15 protein-coding genes are annotated in these 14,967 nt (G+C 63.2%); 5 read left to right on the top strand and 10 right to left on the bottom strand.

Annotation, left to right across the window (positions count from 1 at the left end):
* Nucleotides 1-136 precede the first annotated feature (136 nt).
* Nucleotides 137-1,045: a DMT family transporter gene (locus tag NKH13_RS06765; protein WP_502908320.1), complete on the top strand. Its 909-nt coding sequence runs from the start codon at nt 137-139 to the stop codon at nt 1,043-1,045.
* 196 nt (nt 1,046-1,241) lie between these two features.
* Here the strand turns inward: NKH13_RS06765 and NKH13_RS06770 are convergent, their stop codons facing one another.
* The gene (locus NKH13_RS06770; RefSeq protein ID WP_352911520.1) at nt 1,242-2,096 is read right to left on the bottom strand and encodes a LysR substrate-binding domain-containing protein; all 855 of its coding nucleotides are present in this window, start codon (nt 2,094-2,096) and stop codon (nt 1,242-1,244) included.
* A 114-nt stretch (nt 2,097-2,210) separates the two neighbouring features.
* Between NKH13_RS06770 and NKH13_RS06775 the strand changes: the two genes are divergently transcribed.
* Complete coding sequence (locus tag NKH13_RS06775) at nt 2,211-2,618, top strand: tautomerase family protein (RefSeq protein WP_352467176.1); 408 nt, start codon at nt 2,211-2,213, stop codon at nt 2,616-2,618.
* Between the two features lie 141 nt (nt 2,619-2,759).
* The gene (locus NKH13_RS06780) at nt 2,760-4,982 is read left to right on the top strand and encodes an AMP-binding protein (RefSeq protein ID WP_352911523.1); all 2,223 of its coding nucleotides are present in this window, start codon (nt 2,760-2,762) and stop codon (nt 4,980-4,982) included.
* An 18-nt stretch (nt 4,983-5,000) separates the two neighbouring features.
* On the opposite strand, the gene NKH13_RS06785 is transcribed toward NKH13_RS06780, so the two are convergent.
* The 4 genes from NKH13_RS06785 to NKH13_RS06800 form a co-directional block, all read right to left on the bottom strand.
* Nucleotides 5,001-5,264, bottom strand: a complete 264-nt coding sequence (locus NKH13_RS06785) for a hypothetical protein (RefSeq protein ID WP_352911525.1) — start codon at nt 5,262-5,264, stop codon at nt 5,001-5,003.
* A 236-nt stretch (nt 5,265-5,500) separates the two neighbouring features.
* Entirely contained in the window at nt 5,501-6,316 is an 816-nt protein-coding gene (locus tag NKH13_RS06790) for a CDP-alcohol phosphatidyltransferase family protein (RefSeq protein ID WP_023719846.1), read from the bottom strand.
* A gap of 3 nt (nt 6,317-6,319) precedes the next feature.
* A complete protein-coding gene (locus NKH13_RS06795; RefSeq protein ID WP_352615861.1) occupies nt 6,320-7,018 on the bottom strand; it encodes a phosphatidylserine decarboxylase in 699 nt (232 codons plus the stop codon).
* A 127-nt stretch (nt 7,019-7,145) separates the two neighbouring features.
* Nucleotides 7,146-7,721, bottom strand: coding sequence for a DMP19 family protein (locus tag NKH13_RS06800; RefSeq protein ID WP_352911527.1), 576 nt, complete (start codon nt 7,719-7,721; stop codon nt 7,146-7,148).
* Between the two features lie 400 nt (nt 7,722-8,121).
* Here NKH13_RS06800 and NKH13_RS06805 point away from each other — a divergent pair, with 400 nt between their 5' ends.
* Nucleotides 8,122-8,988 carry an SMP-30/gluconolactonase/LRE family protein gene (locus NKH13_RS06805; protein WP_352911529.1) on the top strand — a complete coding sequence of 289 codons (867 nt, stop codon included), beginning with the start codon at nt 8,122-8,124 and terminating at the stop codon, nt 8,986-8,988.
* A 5-nt stretch (nt 8,989-8,993) separates the two neighbouring features.
* Here NKH13_RS06805 and NKH13_RS06810 read toward each other — a convergent pair whose 3' ends face one another.
* From NKH13_RS06810 to NKH13_RS06825, 4 genes are all read right to left on the bottom strand, one after another.
* Complete coding sequence (locus NKH13_RS06810) at nt 8,994-9,341, bottom strand: antibiotic biosynthesis monooxygenase (RefSeq protein WP_352717518.1); 348 nt, start codon at nt 9,339-9,341, stop codon at nt 8,994-8,996.
* An 88-nt stretch (nt 9,342-9,429) separates the two neighbouring features.
* A complete protein-coding gene (locus NKH13_RS06815) occupies nt 9,430-11,316 on the bottom strand; it encodes an ABCB family ABC transporter ATP-binding protein/permease (RefSeq protein WP_292662189.1) in 1,887 nt (628 codons plus the stop codon).
* Between the two features lie 20 nt (nt 11,317-11,336).
* Entirely contained in the window at nt 11,337-11,696 is a 360-nt protein-coding gene (locus NKH13_RS06820; protein ID WP_352911533.1) for an ArsR/SmtB family transcription factor, read from the bottom strand.
* A gap of 59 nt (nt 11,697-11,755) precedes the next feature.
* Nucleotides 11,756-13,201, bottom strand: a complete 1,446-nt coding sequence (locus NKH13_RS06825; RefSeq protein ID WP_352911535.1) for a LysM peptidoglycan-binding domain-containing protein — start codon at nt 13,199-13,201, stop codon at nt 11,756-11,758.
* A gap of 114 nt (nt 13,202-13,315) precedes the next feature.
* Here NKH13_RS06825 and NKH13_RS06830 point away from each other — a divergent pair, with 114 nt between their 5' ends.
* Complete coding sequence (locus NKH13_RS06830; RefSeq protein WP_352911537.1) at nt 13,316-13,927, top strand: LOG family protein; 612 nt, start codon at nt 13,316-13,318, stop codon at nt 13,925-13,927.
* Between the two features lie 122 nt (nt 13,928-14,049).
* On the opposite strand, the gene NKH13_RS06835 is transcribed toward NKH13_RS06830, so the two are convergent.
* Nucleotides 14,050-14,937, bottom strand: a complete 888-nt coding sequence (locus tag NKH13_RS06835) for a LysR family transcriptional regulator (RefSeq protein WP_352911540.1) — start codon at nt 14,935-14,937, stop codon at nt 14,050-14,052.
* Nucleotides 14,938-14,967: the final 30 nt, after the last annotated feature.

Raw genomic sequence — 14,967 nt, forward strand, 5'->3', positions numbered from 1 at the left:
ATCGCCATCCTGGAAACGCGCGAAAGGCTTTCGCCGGCATCCTGTTCACCGGGGCTGCCGGTCTGCTGTTTCGATGCACGACGCCTCGATCAAGCTGACACTATGGTGTCAGGACGGGGCAGAGTAGGCTGGTGAGATGACGGAATTGCTGGACATGCCAGGCACAGTGGAAAGCGCCCGCGAACGTACCCTCGGCATCATCCTGGTCTCGGCATCGGCGGCCGTCTTCGGCCTCACCGGCGTGCTGACCAAATCGATCCATGCCGACCCGCTGACCATTACCTGCTGGCGCGGCTTCGTCGGCTCGATCCTGATCAGCCTCTATGTGCTATGGCGCCGCCAGCGCTCCGGCGGTCGCGACAGCCTGCGGCTCGGCTGGCGAGGCTGGCTGCTGGCGATCGAAGGCGCGCTCGCCAGCATCGCCTTCATCTCGGCGTTCAAGTTCACCTTTGTCGCCAATGTCGCGATCATCTATGCCACGGCTCCGTTCGTCACCGCGCTGCTGGCCCTCCTGTTGGTCCGCGAGCCGTTCCGGCTGCAGACGCTTGCCGCCGCCGCCGTGTCACTATGCGGGGTGGCGATCATGGTCTGGTCCGGCTTCGGCACCGGCCATTTGTTCGGCGACGGGCTGGCGCTGCTGATGACGATCGGCAGCGCGCTCTACATGATCATGGTGCGCGCCTTCCGCGACACGCCGGTGGTGTGGGCGGGTGCGGTGTCGGCATTCCTTCTGTTCGTGCTCGGCTGGTTCGTCGCCGATCCGCTGGCTGTCTCGGCCAGGGACGCTGTGCTTCTAGCCACCTTCGGCTCCTCGTTCGCGCTGGCTTCGATCCTGTGGACGGAGGGCACCCGGCTTATTCCGGCGGCCGAGTCCGGATTGCTGGGTTCAGCTGAAGTGCCATTCGCGATCCTGTTTGCCTTCCTGTTCCTGGCGGAGATCCCGCCGGCAGCCAGCATGGTCGGCGGCGCCATCGTGCTTTGCGCTGTGTTCGCCCACGCCGGCCGCGACTGGCTGATGGCCAGGCAGCGCGCAGCGGATGCATGACCAATCCTCGCCGCGTCCGAGCGCGAGTTGGTGGTCCGATCACGAGAAATCCGTTCCTGAAAATAAATTTTAAAAGTCACGGAACCATCATAGGGCTCAGGCATTATGGCTGCGACGGGCCACCCCAAGTCCCCCCAAACCCCTCGGCCCGTCTTACTCAGAAGCCGACCGCAAGGTCGGCTTTTTCTTTGCTGGCTCAATTGGCCAAGGCCAGGTTGCCGCTGAACAACGCGGCCAGATCCTGCGCCGGCCGGTCGGCATCCTCACGCAAGCGGACGGCGAATTCGGCGACCGGCACCGGCGGCAGATCAAGATCGCGCGGCGCCTCGACGATGCCGGAATGAGCGAAGCGCGCCGTCCTCAACGTCAAGGCGATGCCGGCGTGCACCGCCGTGCGCAGGCCGGCAAGGCTGGCACTGCCGGCAGCAATGCGGTAGCGACGGCCGGCCGCATCGAGTGCACTGGTCGCCGCTTCGCGAAACCCGCAATGGGGATCGAGCAGCGCCAAGGGCAGTTCGTCGTGGCGGGCGGCCAGCCCGTTCTGTGAGCAAAGCCAGATCATTGGTTCCTTGAGCACACCGACTTCGTCCCGTGTCGGCACCTGCCGCATGGCAATGGCCAGATCAAGGGTGCCGGCCTGCAAAGCCTGCGCCAGTTCGGCGGAACGGCCGACGCGCAGTTCGATCCTGACGCGCGGATGGCTGACAGCAAAAGCCCTGAGAAGCTGCGGCAAGCCGCTATCGGCGAAATCCTGCGTGGTGCCGATGGCGACGCGCCCGTCGGCGTGCGCCCCTTTGAGGGCCAGCCACGCCTCGCGGTGCGCGGCAAGGATGCGACGCGCGTGAGCGATCAGATCCTCGCCTGCCGGCGTCAGGCCGCGCCCTCGCCCCTGCGGCACCAGCAGCGGTTCGCCGACAACATCCTCCAGCCGCTGCATCTGCGCGGTCACTGCGGACGGCGAGCGACCGACGATCGACGCGGCCCGCGCCAGGGAACCGCCATCGACGAAAGCGAGGAAAGTCTTGAGGAGGTCGGGATCGAACATCTGCATAATTCGATATTATCAAAGTGTTTATCAAAAACAATTCGATTTTTTTGATCAAAGGACGATGGCATGATTTTCTCGACGGCGAAGAGGCGCCGCTTGAAACCGAGGAGAAGAAATATGCCGATCATCAATGTCAGCGTTACCGGCAAGCCCGATGCCGCTTTGTCCGCCGCCATTGCCAAGGAAGTGACCGAACTGACGGCCACGCATCTGCGCAAGGACGCGACGATTACAGCTGTTGCCATTTCCTATCACGACCCCGAGCACTGGTTCGCCGGCGGCAAGTCGCTGGCCGAGCATGGCGCCAACACGGCTTGGCTCGACATCAAGGTTGTCGACGGCACCAACACCAAGCTCGAACTGGAGGCGTATCTGCAGGCAATTTTCGCCGCATTCGGCCGGCTGCTGGGCAAGGTGCATGAGGAAAGCTACGCCCTCGTGCATGAAGTGCCTGCGGCCGCCTATGGCTTTGGCGGCAAGACGCAGGAATTCCGCTTCATCAGCGGAAGGATGAAAGCGGCGTAGCTGCGATAGGCAGCCGAGCCCAATTAAAGATAGGAGAGAAGGAAAAATGGAGCCGCATTGACGTTGATCCAACTTCGGCTAGGTTCTCACCCGAAGCGGCCACTGAAGAGCCGTGACGTGAGATCGTTGGGAGATGCGGCGATGATCCTGACACTGGCGCTGCTTGCGGGTCTTGTCGCGGCCTGTCTGCTGATCGGCGTGGTGGAGAAGTTCCGCCTCGGCCTGCGCTTGAGCCAGGCGCTGCTCTACGTGCCGTTCAAGCTCGCCTACCGGATCAGCGACGAGCGCATCAAGATTGCCCGCAAGTCGGCGGCCCCCGTCATCTACGTCATTTGGCATCAGTCACGCATCGAGCCGGCGCTGATGCTGTCGCTGCTGCCGGAGGACACGCTGCACATCCTCGATCAGGCTTCGGCCGGATCGCCGTGGCTGGAGCCGTGGCGCGAGCTCGGCCGCACCATCGCCTTCAACGCCGAGCATGTCTTCGTCAGCCGCAGATTGGTGCGGGTGCTGAAGGGCAAGGGCCGGCTCGCCGTTTACCTGCCGGATGCAGTCGAGCCCGACGTCAAGTCGTTTCGGTTGTTTCGCGCCATCACCCGTATCGCCATGCAGGCCGACGCCCGCATCGTGCCGGTCTTTGTTGCCGGCGCACGCAGCCTGCCGGCTTCGCTGACGCCGGCAGACAAGGCGCCGCGCCATTGGTTTCCGCAGCTGTCGATCAGCGCGCTGGAGCCGATGACCATCGCCGAGCTGGTGGCGCGGAACCCAGATCAGGCCTCCAACACCAATGCGCTGTTTGACCGCTTCGCCGAGGCCAGGCTTTTCGGCAGCGATCTCGATCGCGGCCTGTTTCTCGCCATGCGCGATGCCGCCGACCGTGTTGGCGCTTCGCACCCAATTATCGAGGACGTCATTGGCGGTGCGCTGAGCTACCGGAAAATGTTCATCGGCGCCAGGGTTTTGGGCCGCCGCTTCGAGGCAATAACAGCGCCGGGCGAAGCGGTTGGGCTGCTCCTGCCCAACGCCAATGGCGTCGTGCTGTCGTTCGTCGGACTTTTGTCGGCTGCGCGGGTGGCAGCGATGATCAACTATACCTCCGGCCCGGCGAGCGTCACCGCCGCCATCCGCACGGCGGTGATCCGGACCGTGGTCTCCTCACGCGCCTTTGTCGAAAAGGCCAACCTCGTCGACATCGTCGAGGCGGTGGAAAAGGGCGGGGCGAAACTGCTGTGGCTGGAGGATGTTCGCGCAAGTGTGACCGTCCTGGACAAGGCCGCAGCCGCGTTGCTGTGGCGCTGGCCGTTGCAGCGCCAGGATGCGGCCAAGCCGGCGGTGATCCTGTTCACCTCCGGCTCGGAAGGCACGCCCAAGGCCGTGGTGCTGTCGCACCGGAACCTTCTTGCCAATGCGATGCAGGCGGAAGCCCGCATCACTATCTCGCCGGCCGACATCCTGCTCAACGTGCTGCCGGTGTTCCACTCGTTCGGGTTGACCGGCGGCACCATCCTGCCGCTGGTCACCGGAGTAAAGCTGTTCCTCTACCCCTCACCGCTCCACTACAAGCTTATTCCGGAGGTGGCGCGCAAGGTCCGGCCGACGGTGATGTTCGGCACCGACACGTTCCTCGCCAACTATGCCCGCACCGCCAAGGACGGCGATTTTTCCAGCCTGCGCTTCGTCGTGGCCGGTGCCGAAGCGGTAAAGCCGGAGACGCGCCGGGTTTATCGCGAACGCTTCCAGGCCGAGATCATCGAAGGTTTTGGCTTGACCGAGGCCGCACCGGTGGTTGCCGTCAACACAGCCATCCACGGCCGCGACGGCACGGTCGGGCGGCTGCTGCCGGCCATGCGCATGAAACTCGAACCGGTCGAAGGCATCAGCGACGCCGGCCGGCTGTGGCTCGACGGGCCGAACCTGATGATGGGCTACATGACTGGCGACCGGCCTGGCGAGCTGCAGCCGCTCGAAGGCTGGCACGACACCGGCGATATCGTTTCGGTCGATCGCGAAGGCTTCATCACCATTCGCGGCCGCGCCAAGCGCTTCGCCAAGATAGCCGGCGAGATGGTATCGCTTGGTGCGGTCGAGATGCTGGTGCAGTCGCTATGGCCGGAAGAGCATCACGCCGTGGTGGCGGTGCCAGACAAGCGGCGCGGCGAGCGCCTCGTTCTCGTCACCACCGCCGACAATGCCGATCCCGACGAATTGCGCGAATTCGGCAAAAAAGCCGGCGCGGCCGAACTGATGGTGCCGAACGACATCGTCAAGGTCGAGGAGATCCCGGTACTGGGCTCCGGCAAGACCGACTATGTCTCGACTAGAAAGCTGGCACTCGAGAGGCTGGGACTGAGCGCAGCCGCCTGAGGTTTGCTGTCGAGAACTCTAGAGGACCACCACCGACAACAGCAGAATGGCGCCGACGGCCATCATCAGCAGGCCCGGCCAGTTCTGCGACAGGCCGAGAAAACGGAGCCCGCGCCGCCGCGGCTCCAAGGTTGGACCTGGTGTTGCGAGATTAGGCGTCGCACTATCCGGCGCGGTGGAGACAGCGGTCGGCTCACTGAGCCGCCCGCGCATGATGACTGCTACCGCCATATAGACAAAGCCGGCGACAGTCAGTAACACGCCAATGAGGATGACAGCCATTTCTCCTCGTTTTCCGATGGTTCTGCCGCCCGATGCGGCAGCTTGCGCGACGCTGACGACGTATCACGAGCAGCCGCTCAAACGAATCTACCGATACAAACGGTCAGGCGCCCAGCAAGTTCCGAAAACGCGGCGATGCCCCCACAGCGCCGCGTCCCCTGCGAGCCGCTCCCTGATCTAAACTGGTGACCCTTTTCGTGCACTGCCAGGCGCAGGAGGAATTGGCACCAAATCTGTCAGCCAATGTCCGAGGACGGCACCTTCTCGCCTTCGCGCTTGGCGCGTCTCGAATAGGCGCGCACGCTGAACGGCAAGAAGAGCAGATAGCCGGCAACCGAGGCCGTCAGCGTGTACCAGGGATAGGTCATCAAAAGCAGGACGTAGAGGACGACTGCGAGGATGATCGGCAGCACCCTGTCGCCTGGTATCCTGACGCTCTTGCCGGAATAGACGGGCAGTCTGCTGACCAGCAGGAACGCCACCAATATTGTAAAGCCGGTGGCAATGAAGGCTGCCAGGCGGCTGGGTTCAAGGCCAAGCCTGAGGAAGAACAGATAGAGCGGCAGCATCACCAGCACCGCACCCGCCGGCGCCGGCACGCCAACGAAATATTCGGTCTGCCACTGCGGACGGTCGAGCTCTTCGTCGAGCACGTTGAAGCGGGCAAGCCTCATCCCACAGGCGATGGTGAACAGCAGCGCCGCGATCCAGCCCGGCGAACCTGCCCTGTCGAGCAGAAAGGCATAGAGCACCAGCGCCGGTGCCACGCCGAAATTGACGATATCGGCCAGCGAATCCATCTGGGCGCCGAATTTGGAAGTCGCCTTCAGCATTCGCGCCAGACGGCCGTCGATACCATCGAGGAAGGCGGCGAGCAGCACCATCACCACCGCCGGCTCGAAGCGGCCCTCGAAGCCGAAGCGGATGCCGGACAGGCCGGCGCAGATGGCGAGCACCGTGACCAGATTGGGCAGCACCATGCGCATCGGGATTTCGCGAATGCGAGGGCCACCGCCGCCATGCGCCTCGAATTTCTTGAACGGCGGCGCCACCGGTCAGGAGACCCGCACGAGCGGCGTTGCGGCAACGCCGCCGAATTCCGCCAGCACCGTCTCACCGCCAACCGCGGTCTGGCCGACGGCGACACGCGGCGTCGCGGTCGAGGGCAGGAATACATCGACGCGCGAGCCAAAGCGGATCAGCCCGAAGCGCTCGCCGGTCCCGATGGCGCCGCCGGGCTCGGCCCAGCAGACGATGCGCCGCGCCACGAGGCCGGCAATCTGCACCGCGGCGACCGTTCCATTGGGGCTTTCGATGACCAGCCCGTTGCGCTCGTTCTCGGTGCTTGCCTTGTCGAGTTCGGCGTTGAGGAATTTTCCTGGCCGATGCTCGATCCTGGAAATGCGGCCACGCACCGGGGAGCGGTTAACGTGGCAGGAAAAGACGTTCATGAACACCGAGATGCGGGTCATTTCACCGCCGCCGAGGCCAAGCTCGCGCGGCGGCACGGCCGGGCCGACCGCCGAGACGATGCCGTCGGCAGGGCTGACAACCAGCCGGTCGTCGATCGGCGTGACACGCTCGGGATCGCGGAAGAAATAGGCGCACCAGGCGGTCAGGATGAGACCGATCCAGAACAGGGTCGAGGAGAAATAGCCCAGAAAGAGCGTCGCCGCGCCGAACGCAGCGATAAAGGGATAACCCTCGCGATGGATCGGAACGAACGCATTCTTGATCGTGTCGACGAGGCTCATGGGATGAGGACAACCTTGGTTCCAAGTCCGGCCTCAATAGCGGAAACACCCCGCGGTCGCAACGCGACAATGGGAGCGCTTGGAGGTGGCGGTCGTCGCCGTCTCAGAACGGCCAAGCGAAATCCACTCAGGCACCCGCTGCCGCCGCTTGGTCGAAATACTCCTCGAGCTCGCGCCGATCGGCCTCCGCCAAGCTCTCTTCGTGGGTGCCGCGTAGCACGCCGCCTTTCAGGGTCGACTGGAGGAGGAATACATGCTCGTCGGCCATAACCACCCAGTTCACAACCGCGCCGCCTTCCCTAGGCACGACCGAGTTCGCAGAGACGACAGCATCGGTCGGATCGAACCCGGCCCTGCGCAGCAAGAGGTCGACAGCGACCGGCGCATGATAGGCTGCGGCCAATTCGAGCACCGTTTCTATTGCCTGCGCTTCAACACGGCCAAGTCTCTTGCCGACGAGGGCGGTGCGTGCGTCGGCAATGACGGTGTCGAGTTCTTCGCCAGAATTATAGATGAACTGGCTATGGCCGCCATTGTTGACCTCAGCCAAATAGTCATCGGCATGACAGGCCTGCATTGCCTTGGGGCTGATTTCGGTGGAACGGTAAAGGCCTTGGGAGACCATGGCTTCGACGAATTCTCTGACGGCTACAATGAGACCGAAAGGATTGTCGGCCGCGTCTTCCACGACTGAGCGCGGCACGATCACCGAAGATGATGGCTTGCCTGGGAATGACTGCTTGGACCGAGCCGGTGAAATGGTCGCTGATCGCTGAAATTTCTTCTTGGCCCAGCGGGAAAATCTTTCGAACACGCCAAACGCCCTTCATGCTTGCCACAACAGGATTTCTGCGGGCCAACGTGATTCTTGCATTTGACTTTCCCGTCCGCAAGCACCGGCCGGTTATACTTCATTGAAGAAGGATGAGTGGAGGCGCACGGCGCATCGCGCGGTTCCGTGCGGCTACTCAGGTCAAATATAAACGACGCCGTCGCCATCCTCATTGTCGGAACGCAGCACTCTGGCCCGTCCTTGGCAAGACAGCGCCTCTCATCGGCCTTTCAGCCATGACGATTTGCGCAAACCCGGAGGTTCTCGGCCCATGCAGGAATTAGCAGCTAGGCAAGTGCAAGTGGTGATGAACGGCTTGGCCTTCGGCGAGTCGCCGCGCTGGCACGATGGCCGGCTGTGGTTCTGCAACTGGGGCACAGGCCAGATCATCGCCGTTGACGCTCTGGGCAACAGCGAGATCGTGCTCACCGTGCCGGCCACCCTGCCCTACTCCATTGACTGGCTTCCGGACGGGCGCCTGCTTGTCGTCTCCGGCCGCGAAGGGCTGATCCTCAGGCAGGAGGCAGACGGAACATTGGTCACCCATGCCGATCTGAGACAATTATCAAAGGGCCCGTGGAACGAGATCGTCGTCGATGGACGCGGCAACATCTATGTCAATGGCGGTGGGCCTGCTCCGGCTCCCGGCCAGCATTTCGGCCCCGGCACCATCGTGCTGGTTGCACCTGACGGCTCGGTTCAGCAGGTGGCTGAGAACCTCGCCTTCGCCAATGGCATGGCAGTGACGCCTGACAACAAGACGCTGATCGTTGCCGAGTCCCACGCCAACCGGCTGACCGCCTTCGACATCGCTGCCGATGGCCACCTTTCCAACCGCAGGATCTGGGCCAATCTCGGCAACGGTTTTCCCGACGGCATCTGTCTCGATGCCGAAGGTGCGGCCTGGTACGCCGACGTTCCGAACCGGCATTGCGTGCGGGTGCGCGAAGGCGGCGCGATGATCGAAAGCGTCGATGTCGACCGCGGCTGCTTTGCCTGCATGCTCGGCGGCAGCGAGGGAAAAACGCTGTTCATCGTCGCCGCCGAATGGCGCGGCTTCGAACATATGATCAGCGATGCCCGTACCGGCCAAGTGCTCAGCGTCGAGGCTACTGCGCCGGGCGCCGGCTGGCCGTAGAGAGCTTACACCCCGGGAATCCGCTGATAGTTGGCAATATCGGCCTTGACGCCAAGTCGCGCAATGGTCTCCTGAGGATTGAAGCCGATGCGCTCATGCGCAGCCTTGATGATCGGCACGACCTTGTCGACAGCGGCCTGCCCTTCCCATTCGACAATGGTCACGAGGTTGAACTCGCCCGGCCCCGAGAATTGCTCAAGCAGGAAATCCTGGACGAACCCTTGCTGCTGGCGCAGCAATTCATGCGTCATCCGGACCTTGGCAAGAATCTCCTCGCGGGCGTTGGCCGGAACAACAAACTTGTCCACCCGGAATACGCTGCCGCCACTAACTGCCTGATTTATCTCACTCATATCGATTGTCTCCGTTTTCAACGACGCATCTTGCTGCGATCCAAAACGGTCTACGATCTCAACTTAAGTTGAGGTCAAGCACGAATTTTCAGCTCACCTCCGAGGTGCGGCGGCGGACGACGACGCCGAACTCGTCGCTTTCGCGGGCAATGCGCAGCCGCTCCTCGGCCTCGCTTGCCTCGCGCTGGCGGTCCCACATCGATGCATAAAGGCCGCGCTTGGCCATTAAGGCGGCATGGGTGCCGCGCTCGGCGATCTGGCCGTCCTGCAGGACGATGATCTCGTCGGCCGAAATCACTGTAGACAGCCGATGGGCGATGACGAGGGTGGTGCGGCCTTGGCTGACCAGGTCGAGTGCCGCCTGGATCTCCTGCTCGGTGTGGCTGTCCAGCGCCGAGGTCGCCTCGTCGAGCATCAGGATCGGCGGTGCCTTCAAGATGGTGCGGGCAATCGCCACCCGCTGCTTCTCGCCGCCGGACAGTTTCAACCCGCGCTCGCCGACCATTGAGCGATAGCCGTCGGGCAGCCGCTCGATGAACGGTCCGATCTGGGCCAGTTCTGCCGCCTTGCGCACATCCTCCTCGCTGGCGCCGATGCGGCCGTAGCGGATGTTGTAGGCGATGGTGTCGTTAAACAGCACCGTGTCCTGCGGCACCATGCCGATGGCGGCGCGCAAGCTCTCCTGCTTGACGTCGCGAATGTCCTGGCCGTCGATCAGAATCTTGCCGCGCTGAATGTCGTAGAAACGAAACAAAAGCCGCGAAATGGTCGACTTTCCGGCTCCGGAGGGGCCGACGATGGCCACCGTCTTGCCGGCCGGCACCTCGAAGCTGATGCCCTTCAGTATCTTGCGGTTGGGGTCGTAGGAAAAATGCACGTCACGGAACTCGACCTTGCCGGCTTCGACGACCAGTGGCTTGGCGCCCGGCCGATCGACGATCTCGCGCTTGACGTCGAGCAGATCGAACATGTTTTCGATGTCGGTCAGGCCCTGGCGAATTTCGCGGTAGATCATGCCGATGAAATTCAGCGGCACCGAAAGCTGCATGAGCATGGCGTTGACGAAGACGAAATCGCCGACGCTCTGTGTGCCTGCCTTCACCTCGAGCGCCGACAGCACCATGACGACGGTCATGCCGATGCCGAAGATGACGCCTTGGCCGAAGTTCAGCCAGCCAAGCGAGGTCCAGGTCCTGGTCGCCGCCACCTCATAGCGCGCCGTGGAACGGTCGAAGCGCTCGGCCTCCATGGCTTCATTGTTGAAATATTTGACTGTTTCGTAGTTGAGCAGCGAATCGATCGCCTTCGTGCTGGCTTCATTGTCGCTGTCGTTCATCTCGCGGCGGATCGAAATACGCCAATCGCTCGCCCTGACGGTGAACCAGACATAGAGCCAGACCGTGACCGCGATCACCAAGACGTATAGCCAGCCATAGGTGACGGCGAAGATGCCGGCGGTGAGCGCGAATTCGACGATCGTCGGCGCCGTCGCCAGCATGGTGAAGCGGACGATCGTCTCGATGCCCTTGGTGCCGCGCTCGATGACGCGCGACAGTCCGCCGGTGCGCCGTTCGAGGTGGAAGCGCAGCGACAGTTCGTGCATGTGCACGAAGGTGCGGAAGGCGAGCCGGCGCACCGCATGCTGGCCGACCCGTGCAAACAGGGCGTCGCGCAACTGGTTGAAGCCGAGCTGCACCAGCCGCACGGCATTGTAGGCGACGACCAGCATGACCGGCGCCAGCAGGAAGGCCGGCAGCGGCGGCGGCGATTTGCTATCGCCGGCCAGCGCGTCCGTCGCCCATTTGAAGAAATAGGGTCCGGCCACCAGGGTCAGCTTGGCGACAACCAGCAGTACGGTTGCCCACACCACGCGCGCCCTCAGATCGGCGCGGTCGGCCGGCCACATATACGGCCAGAGATTGCGCAACGTTCTGAAGGTCGAGCCGGAATCGGCGGAAACGGTTTTCTCGGCCATTCTTGTTTACCTTTTATATCTTAGCGGCCGGAGCAGCAGGAATCGACCAGCGCGGCTAACGATGCGGAAACATCGGCGAGCGCGGCACGGTCGAGTTCATAGCGCGAGCGCTGGCGGTCAGGCTCGAAGCGGATCAGCCCGGCCTCGACCAGTATCTTCAAATGCTGGGAAACGGTGGACTGCGCCAGGTCGAGATGCTCGACGACCTCGCGGCAGCAGCAGGAACGGCTGGCGGAAAGGTGTTTGAGAATGTCGATCCGCGCTGGATGCGAAAGGGCCGCGAGCTGGACAGCGACGGCGCGGCTATCCGGCGTGCAGTTGGCCGGCGCGTGTTCATCTGCCGCGCGGCGTCGGTCCGTTACGAGGGGGGATTCGGTCATCGTCCATCGGCGATAAACGATGACTGGCCCTGCCGCAAGCTATCCTGATGGGCAGAACGCTACTCGGTCTTGGCTGGCGCCGTCGTCATTTGGTCACCCATTGCCTTGAGATCGGCGGGCTCGCCTTCCTTCGATTTCTCCGGCACCTTGAACACCTGCCCCGGCCAGATGCGGTTCGGATTGCTGATCTGGTCCTGGTTGGCGAGATAGATGGTCGAGTAGCGCATGCCCTGGCCATAGACCCGCCGCGAAATCCGCCACAGCGTGTCATGGCGGCGGATAATGACTGCGCCATCGGCATGTTCGAGCTTTGGAGCCACCGTCTCGGGAGTTTCGCCCGAAGGCGTTGTGGCGGCCATTTCGGCCGGGGCCTCGGTGGCAGGAGTGGGCGCAGTTGCGGGCGTTTCGGCGGCTGTTGCCGGCGTAGCCGGCGCGGCTTTGGTCGCCGGAGCATTCGGCTCGGCTGGTTTTATCTCGGCAGGCTTTGGCTCGGCGGGCGCGACGGCGGCAACCGCCTCGCCCGGCTCGCGCTCGAACGGCACGGCGGCACGAGCCACCACCGTCACCCCGTCGGCGTCGAGCGCGTCGACATGAATGGTGTAGGTGCCGACCGGAATGTCGCGTGTCGCTTCGACCAGGAAGTGGCGGTCGGGCGAGGTCTTCGCGTCGCCGAGCAGGATATCGTTGGCATAGGCGCGCACCTTGCGGCCGGGATCAGCGACGCCGGCAACGAAAATCTTGTTGCCGTCGATTTCGACGGCTTCGACGACGATCTTGGGCTCCGCCACGGGAGCAGCAGGCGCTGCCGGTGTGGCGGGCGCTGCCGGAGCCGGTGGGGCTTCAATGGCGGCCGGGGCGGCTGGCGCCGGCGCGGCGGCGGCCGGCAGTTCGGTGCCGGTGGCAGGCGGCGAGGCATCAGATTTTGCCTCAGGGGCTGGAACAGTGAGCAGTTCGGACGGCTTGCCCGGCTCCTCGACCATTGCCAGCACTTGGCCGGTGGAATTCTGGGGGATCGAAACGACGGCGGTCTGCGCCGAGGCGATCACGACATTGCCAGCCGTCGAGCGCAGCGTGATCGTGTAGTCGCCGGGCTTCAGCGGATCGTCGAGAATAATGGCAAAGGCGCCGTCGGGACCGGCCACCGTCGAGCCGAGCACAGTCGAACCGTTGAGAATCTCGACCTTGGCGTTGGGCGCCGCATTGCCGGCGACGACGATCGAGCCGTTGCTTTCGACACGCACGATATCGAAGGTCGGCACGATTGCACCTGCTGCGGCCGGGGCGGCGGGCGCTGCCGCATCGGTGGACGCGGCAGGCGCAGGCGGCAGCCGGCCCTCGGTCGCCGGAGCGGCCGGTTTCGAAGCCGGCGGCGTCAGCGCCGCGACCTCCGCAGGCGGGGCGGAATTGAGATACGGGTCGAGTGCGCCCGATACATAGGCGGTTCCCGCCGCGGCGACAGAGCCGCCAGCCGCGAACAAAAACGCCTTCAATGGATTAATTGCCATGTTTCCCTGCCCCTTAGCCACCTAATTTCGGTCTAGCCTGTTTTACCAAAGCCGACAAGAAAAAGCCCGCCCCAGGGCTTGACCATGCCAATAGTCCCTATCACCAATCATAACATGAACACGATTCGATCTGTCTGCGTCTATTGCGGCTCGTCCCCGGGCCGAGATGAGACCTATATCAAGGCCGGACACCTGCTTGGCCGCTCGATCGCCAAGTCCGGCCTGCGTCTGATTTATGGCGGCGGCACTAAAGGGATCATGGGTGCCGTCGCTGAAGGGGCATTAAAGGCCGGCGGCAAGGTAACCGGCATAATTCCACGTTTTCTGATCAACCGGGAGGCGACCGAAACCGCACTTAACCGGCTCGACGAACTCGTCATCACCGACAACATGCACGAGCGCAAACACAGGATGTTCGAGAAATCCGACGCCTTTGTGGCGTTGCCCGGCGGCATCGGCACCGTCGAGGAGATCGTCGAAATCATGACTTGGGCGCAGCTCGGCCATCATCGCAAGCCGATCGTCTTCGGCAACATTGGAGGGTTCTGGGATCCGATGCTGGCGTTGCTCGACCACATGGCAACGGAGGGCTTCATCCACACGGCGCAACGGGTCAAGCCGCTGGTGGTCGAGGACCCGGAAGCAATCGTCGCCGCTATCATGGTGGCGGGCTCCTCCGTAGATGCACCGACGGAGGGCGTGCAGTCGGTGATTGATAAGATGTAGAGTGAATGGTGAATGGTGAAGTACAAGACCTTCCGAACCGGCGCCTGTCTATCCCCTACTGACTATTCACTATTCACTATTCACTATTCACTATTCACTATTCACTATTCACTATTCACTATTCACCCCTGCCCTACCGCCCTCCTTAAGTCGGCAATGACCGCACGCTTGTCCTGACGCCGCCAGGCGAGATGGATCGAGACCGTGCGTTCGAACCACGGCAGATCACGAAACACGATCTGAGGCGGCGCGGCACTCCGCAGGCTGGCCTGCACCGTCGCCAGTCCAAGCCCGGCGCTGACCAAGCCCAATGACGTCAACGGATCGGTCGTCTCATAGGCAATGTCGGGCAGGAAGCCGGCCTTCGCACAGGCGGCGAGAAATTGGCTGCGGTTGGTGTCGTCAGGCTGGCGCACCACCGTGATCCAGGTGCGTCCGTCCAGTTGCTGCGGCAGCATCTCCGCGATATCGGCCAATGGATCGCTTTCCGGCATCGCCAGAACCAGCGGCTCGCGCATGATGAGCATGGCGGCGATGTCGGGATCATCGGCAGAAGGAGGCGTGTAGACGAGGCCCAGATCGAGCGATCGTTCGCGCAGCGCTTCGATCTGCGCGGCGGAACGCTGGCCCTTCAGTTGAAGATGAAATTCGGGCCGGTCGCGGCGAAACTGGCGCAGCATCCGAGCGACAAGCCCGGCATGGACCGCGCCTTCGACATAGCCGATGGCGAGACGGCCGACCGTACCGCTGGCGAGATTGCGGCCGAGCTCCTCCAGCCGTCTTGCATGGGCCAGCAGCGCACGCGCCTCGGCAAGAAAGGCGCGGCCTTCGGGATTGAGATGAACACGCTGCCTCGCCCTCTCGAACAATGCGACGCCCAGTTGCTCCTCCAGCTGCATGATCTGACGGCTGAGCGGCGACTGCGAGATGCGGAGCAATTCGGCGGCACGCCCGACATTGCCGGTTTCGGCCACCGTGATGAAATAGCGGAGCTGGCGCAGGTCGAACATTGTTGCTCCGATGCTAAAGTCCCGTAAGGT

It is taken from the genome of Mesorhizobium sp. M1348 (assembly GCF_040317925.1).
Lineage (GTDB): Bacteria > Pseudomonadota > Alphaproteobacteria > Rhizobiales > Rhizobiaceae > Mesorhizobium.

Excerpts from the sequence above, each read along its gene's own strand:
- NKH13_RS06765 (WP_502908320.1), top strand. The coding sequence starts at position 137 with ATGACGGAATTGCTGGACATGCCAGGCACAGTGGAAAGCGCCCGCGAA.
- NKH13_RS06770 (WP_352911520.1), bottom strand. The coding sequence starts at position 2,096 with ATGCAGATGTTCGATCCCGACCTCCTCAAGACTTTCCTCGCTTTCGTC.
- NKH13_RS06775 (WP_352467176.1), top strand. The coding sequence starts at position 2,211 with ATGCCGATCATCAATGTCAGCGTTACCGGCAAGCCCGATGCCGCTTTG.
- NKH13_RS06780 (WP_352911523.1), top strand. The coding sequence starts at position 2,760 with ATGATCCTGACACTGGCGCTGCTTGCGGGTCTTGTCGCGGCCTGTCTG.
- NKH13_RS06785 (WP_352911525.1), bottom strand. The coding sequence starts at position 5,264 with ATGGCTGTCATCCTCATTGGCGTGTTACTGACTGTCGCCGGCTTTGTC.
- NKH13_RS06795 (WP_352615861.1), bottom strand. The coding sequence starts at position 7,018 with ATGAGCCTCGTCGACACGATCAAGAATGCGTTCGTTCCGATCCATCGC.
- NKH13_RS06805 (WP_352911529.1), top strand. The coding sequence starts at position 8,122 with ATGCAGGAATTAGCAGCTAGGCAAGTGCAAGTGGTGATGAACGGCTTG.
- NKH13_RS06810 (WP_352717518.1), bottom strand. The coding sequence starts at position 9,341 with ATGAGTGAGATAAATCAGGCAGTTAGTGGCGGCAGCGTATTCCGGGTG.
- NKH13_RS06815 (WP_292662189.1), bottom strand. The coding sequence starts at position 11,316 with ATGGCCGAGAAAACCGTTTCCGCCGATTCCGGCTCGACCTTCAGAACG.
- NKH13_RS06820 (WP_352911533.1), bottom strand. The coding sequence starts at position 11,696 with ATGACCGAATCCCCCCTCGTAACGGACCGACGCCGCGCGGCAGATGAA.
- NKH13_RS06825 (WP_352911535.1), bottom strand. The coding sequence starts at position 13,201 with ATGGCAATTAATCCATTGAAGGCGTTTTTGTTCGCGGCTGGCGGCTCT.
- NKH13_RS06830 (WP_352911537.1), top strand. The coding sequence starts at position 13,316 with ATGAACACGATTCGATCTGTCTGCGTCTATTGCGGCTCGTCCCCGGGC.
- NKH13_RS06835 (WP_352911540.1), bottom strand. The coding sequence starts at position 14,937 with ATGTTCGACCTGCGCCAGCTCCGCTATTTCATCACGGTGGCCGAAACC.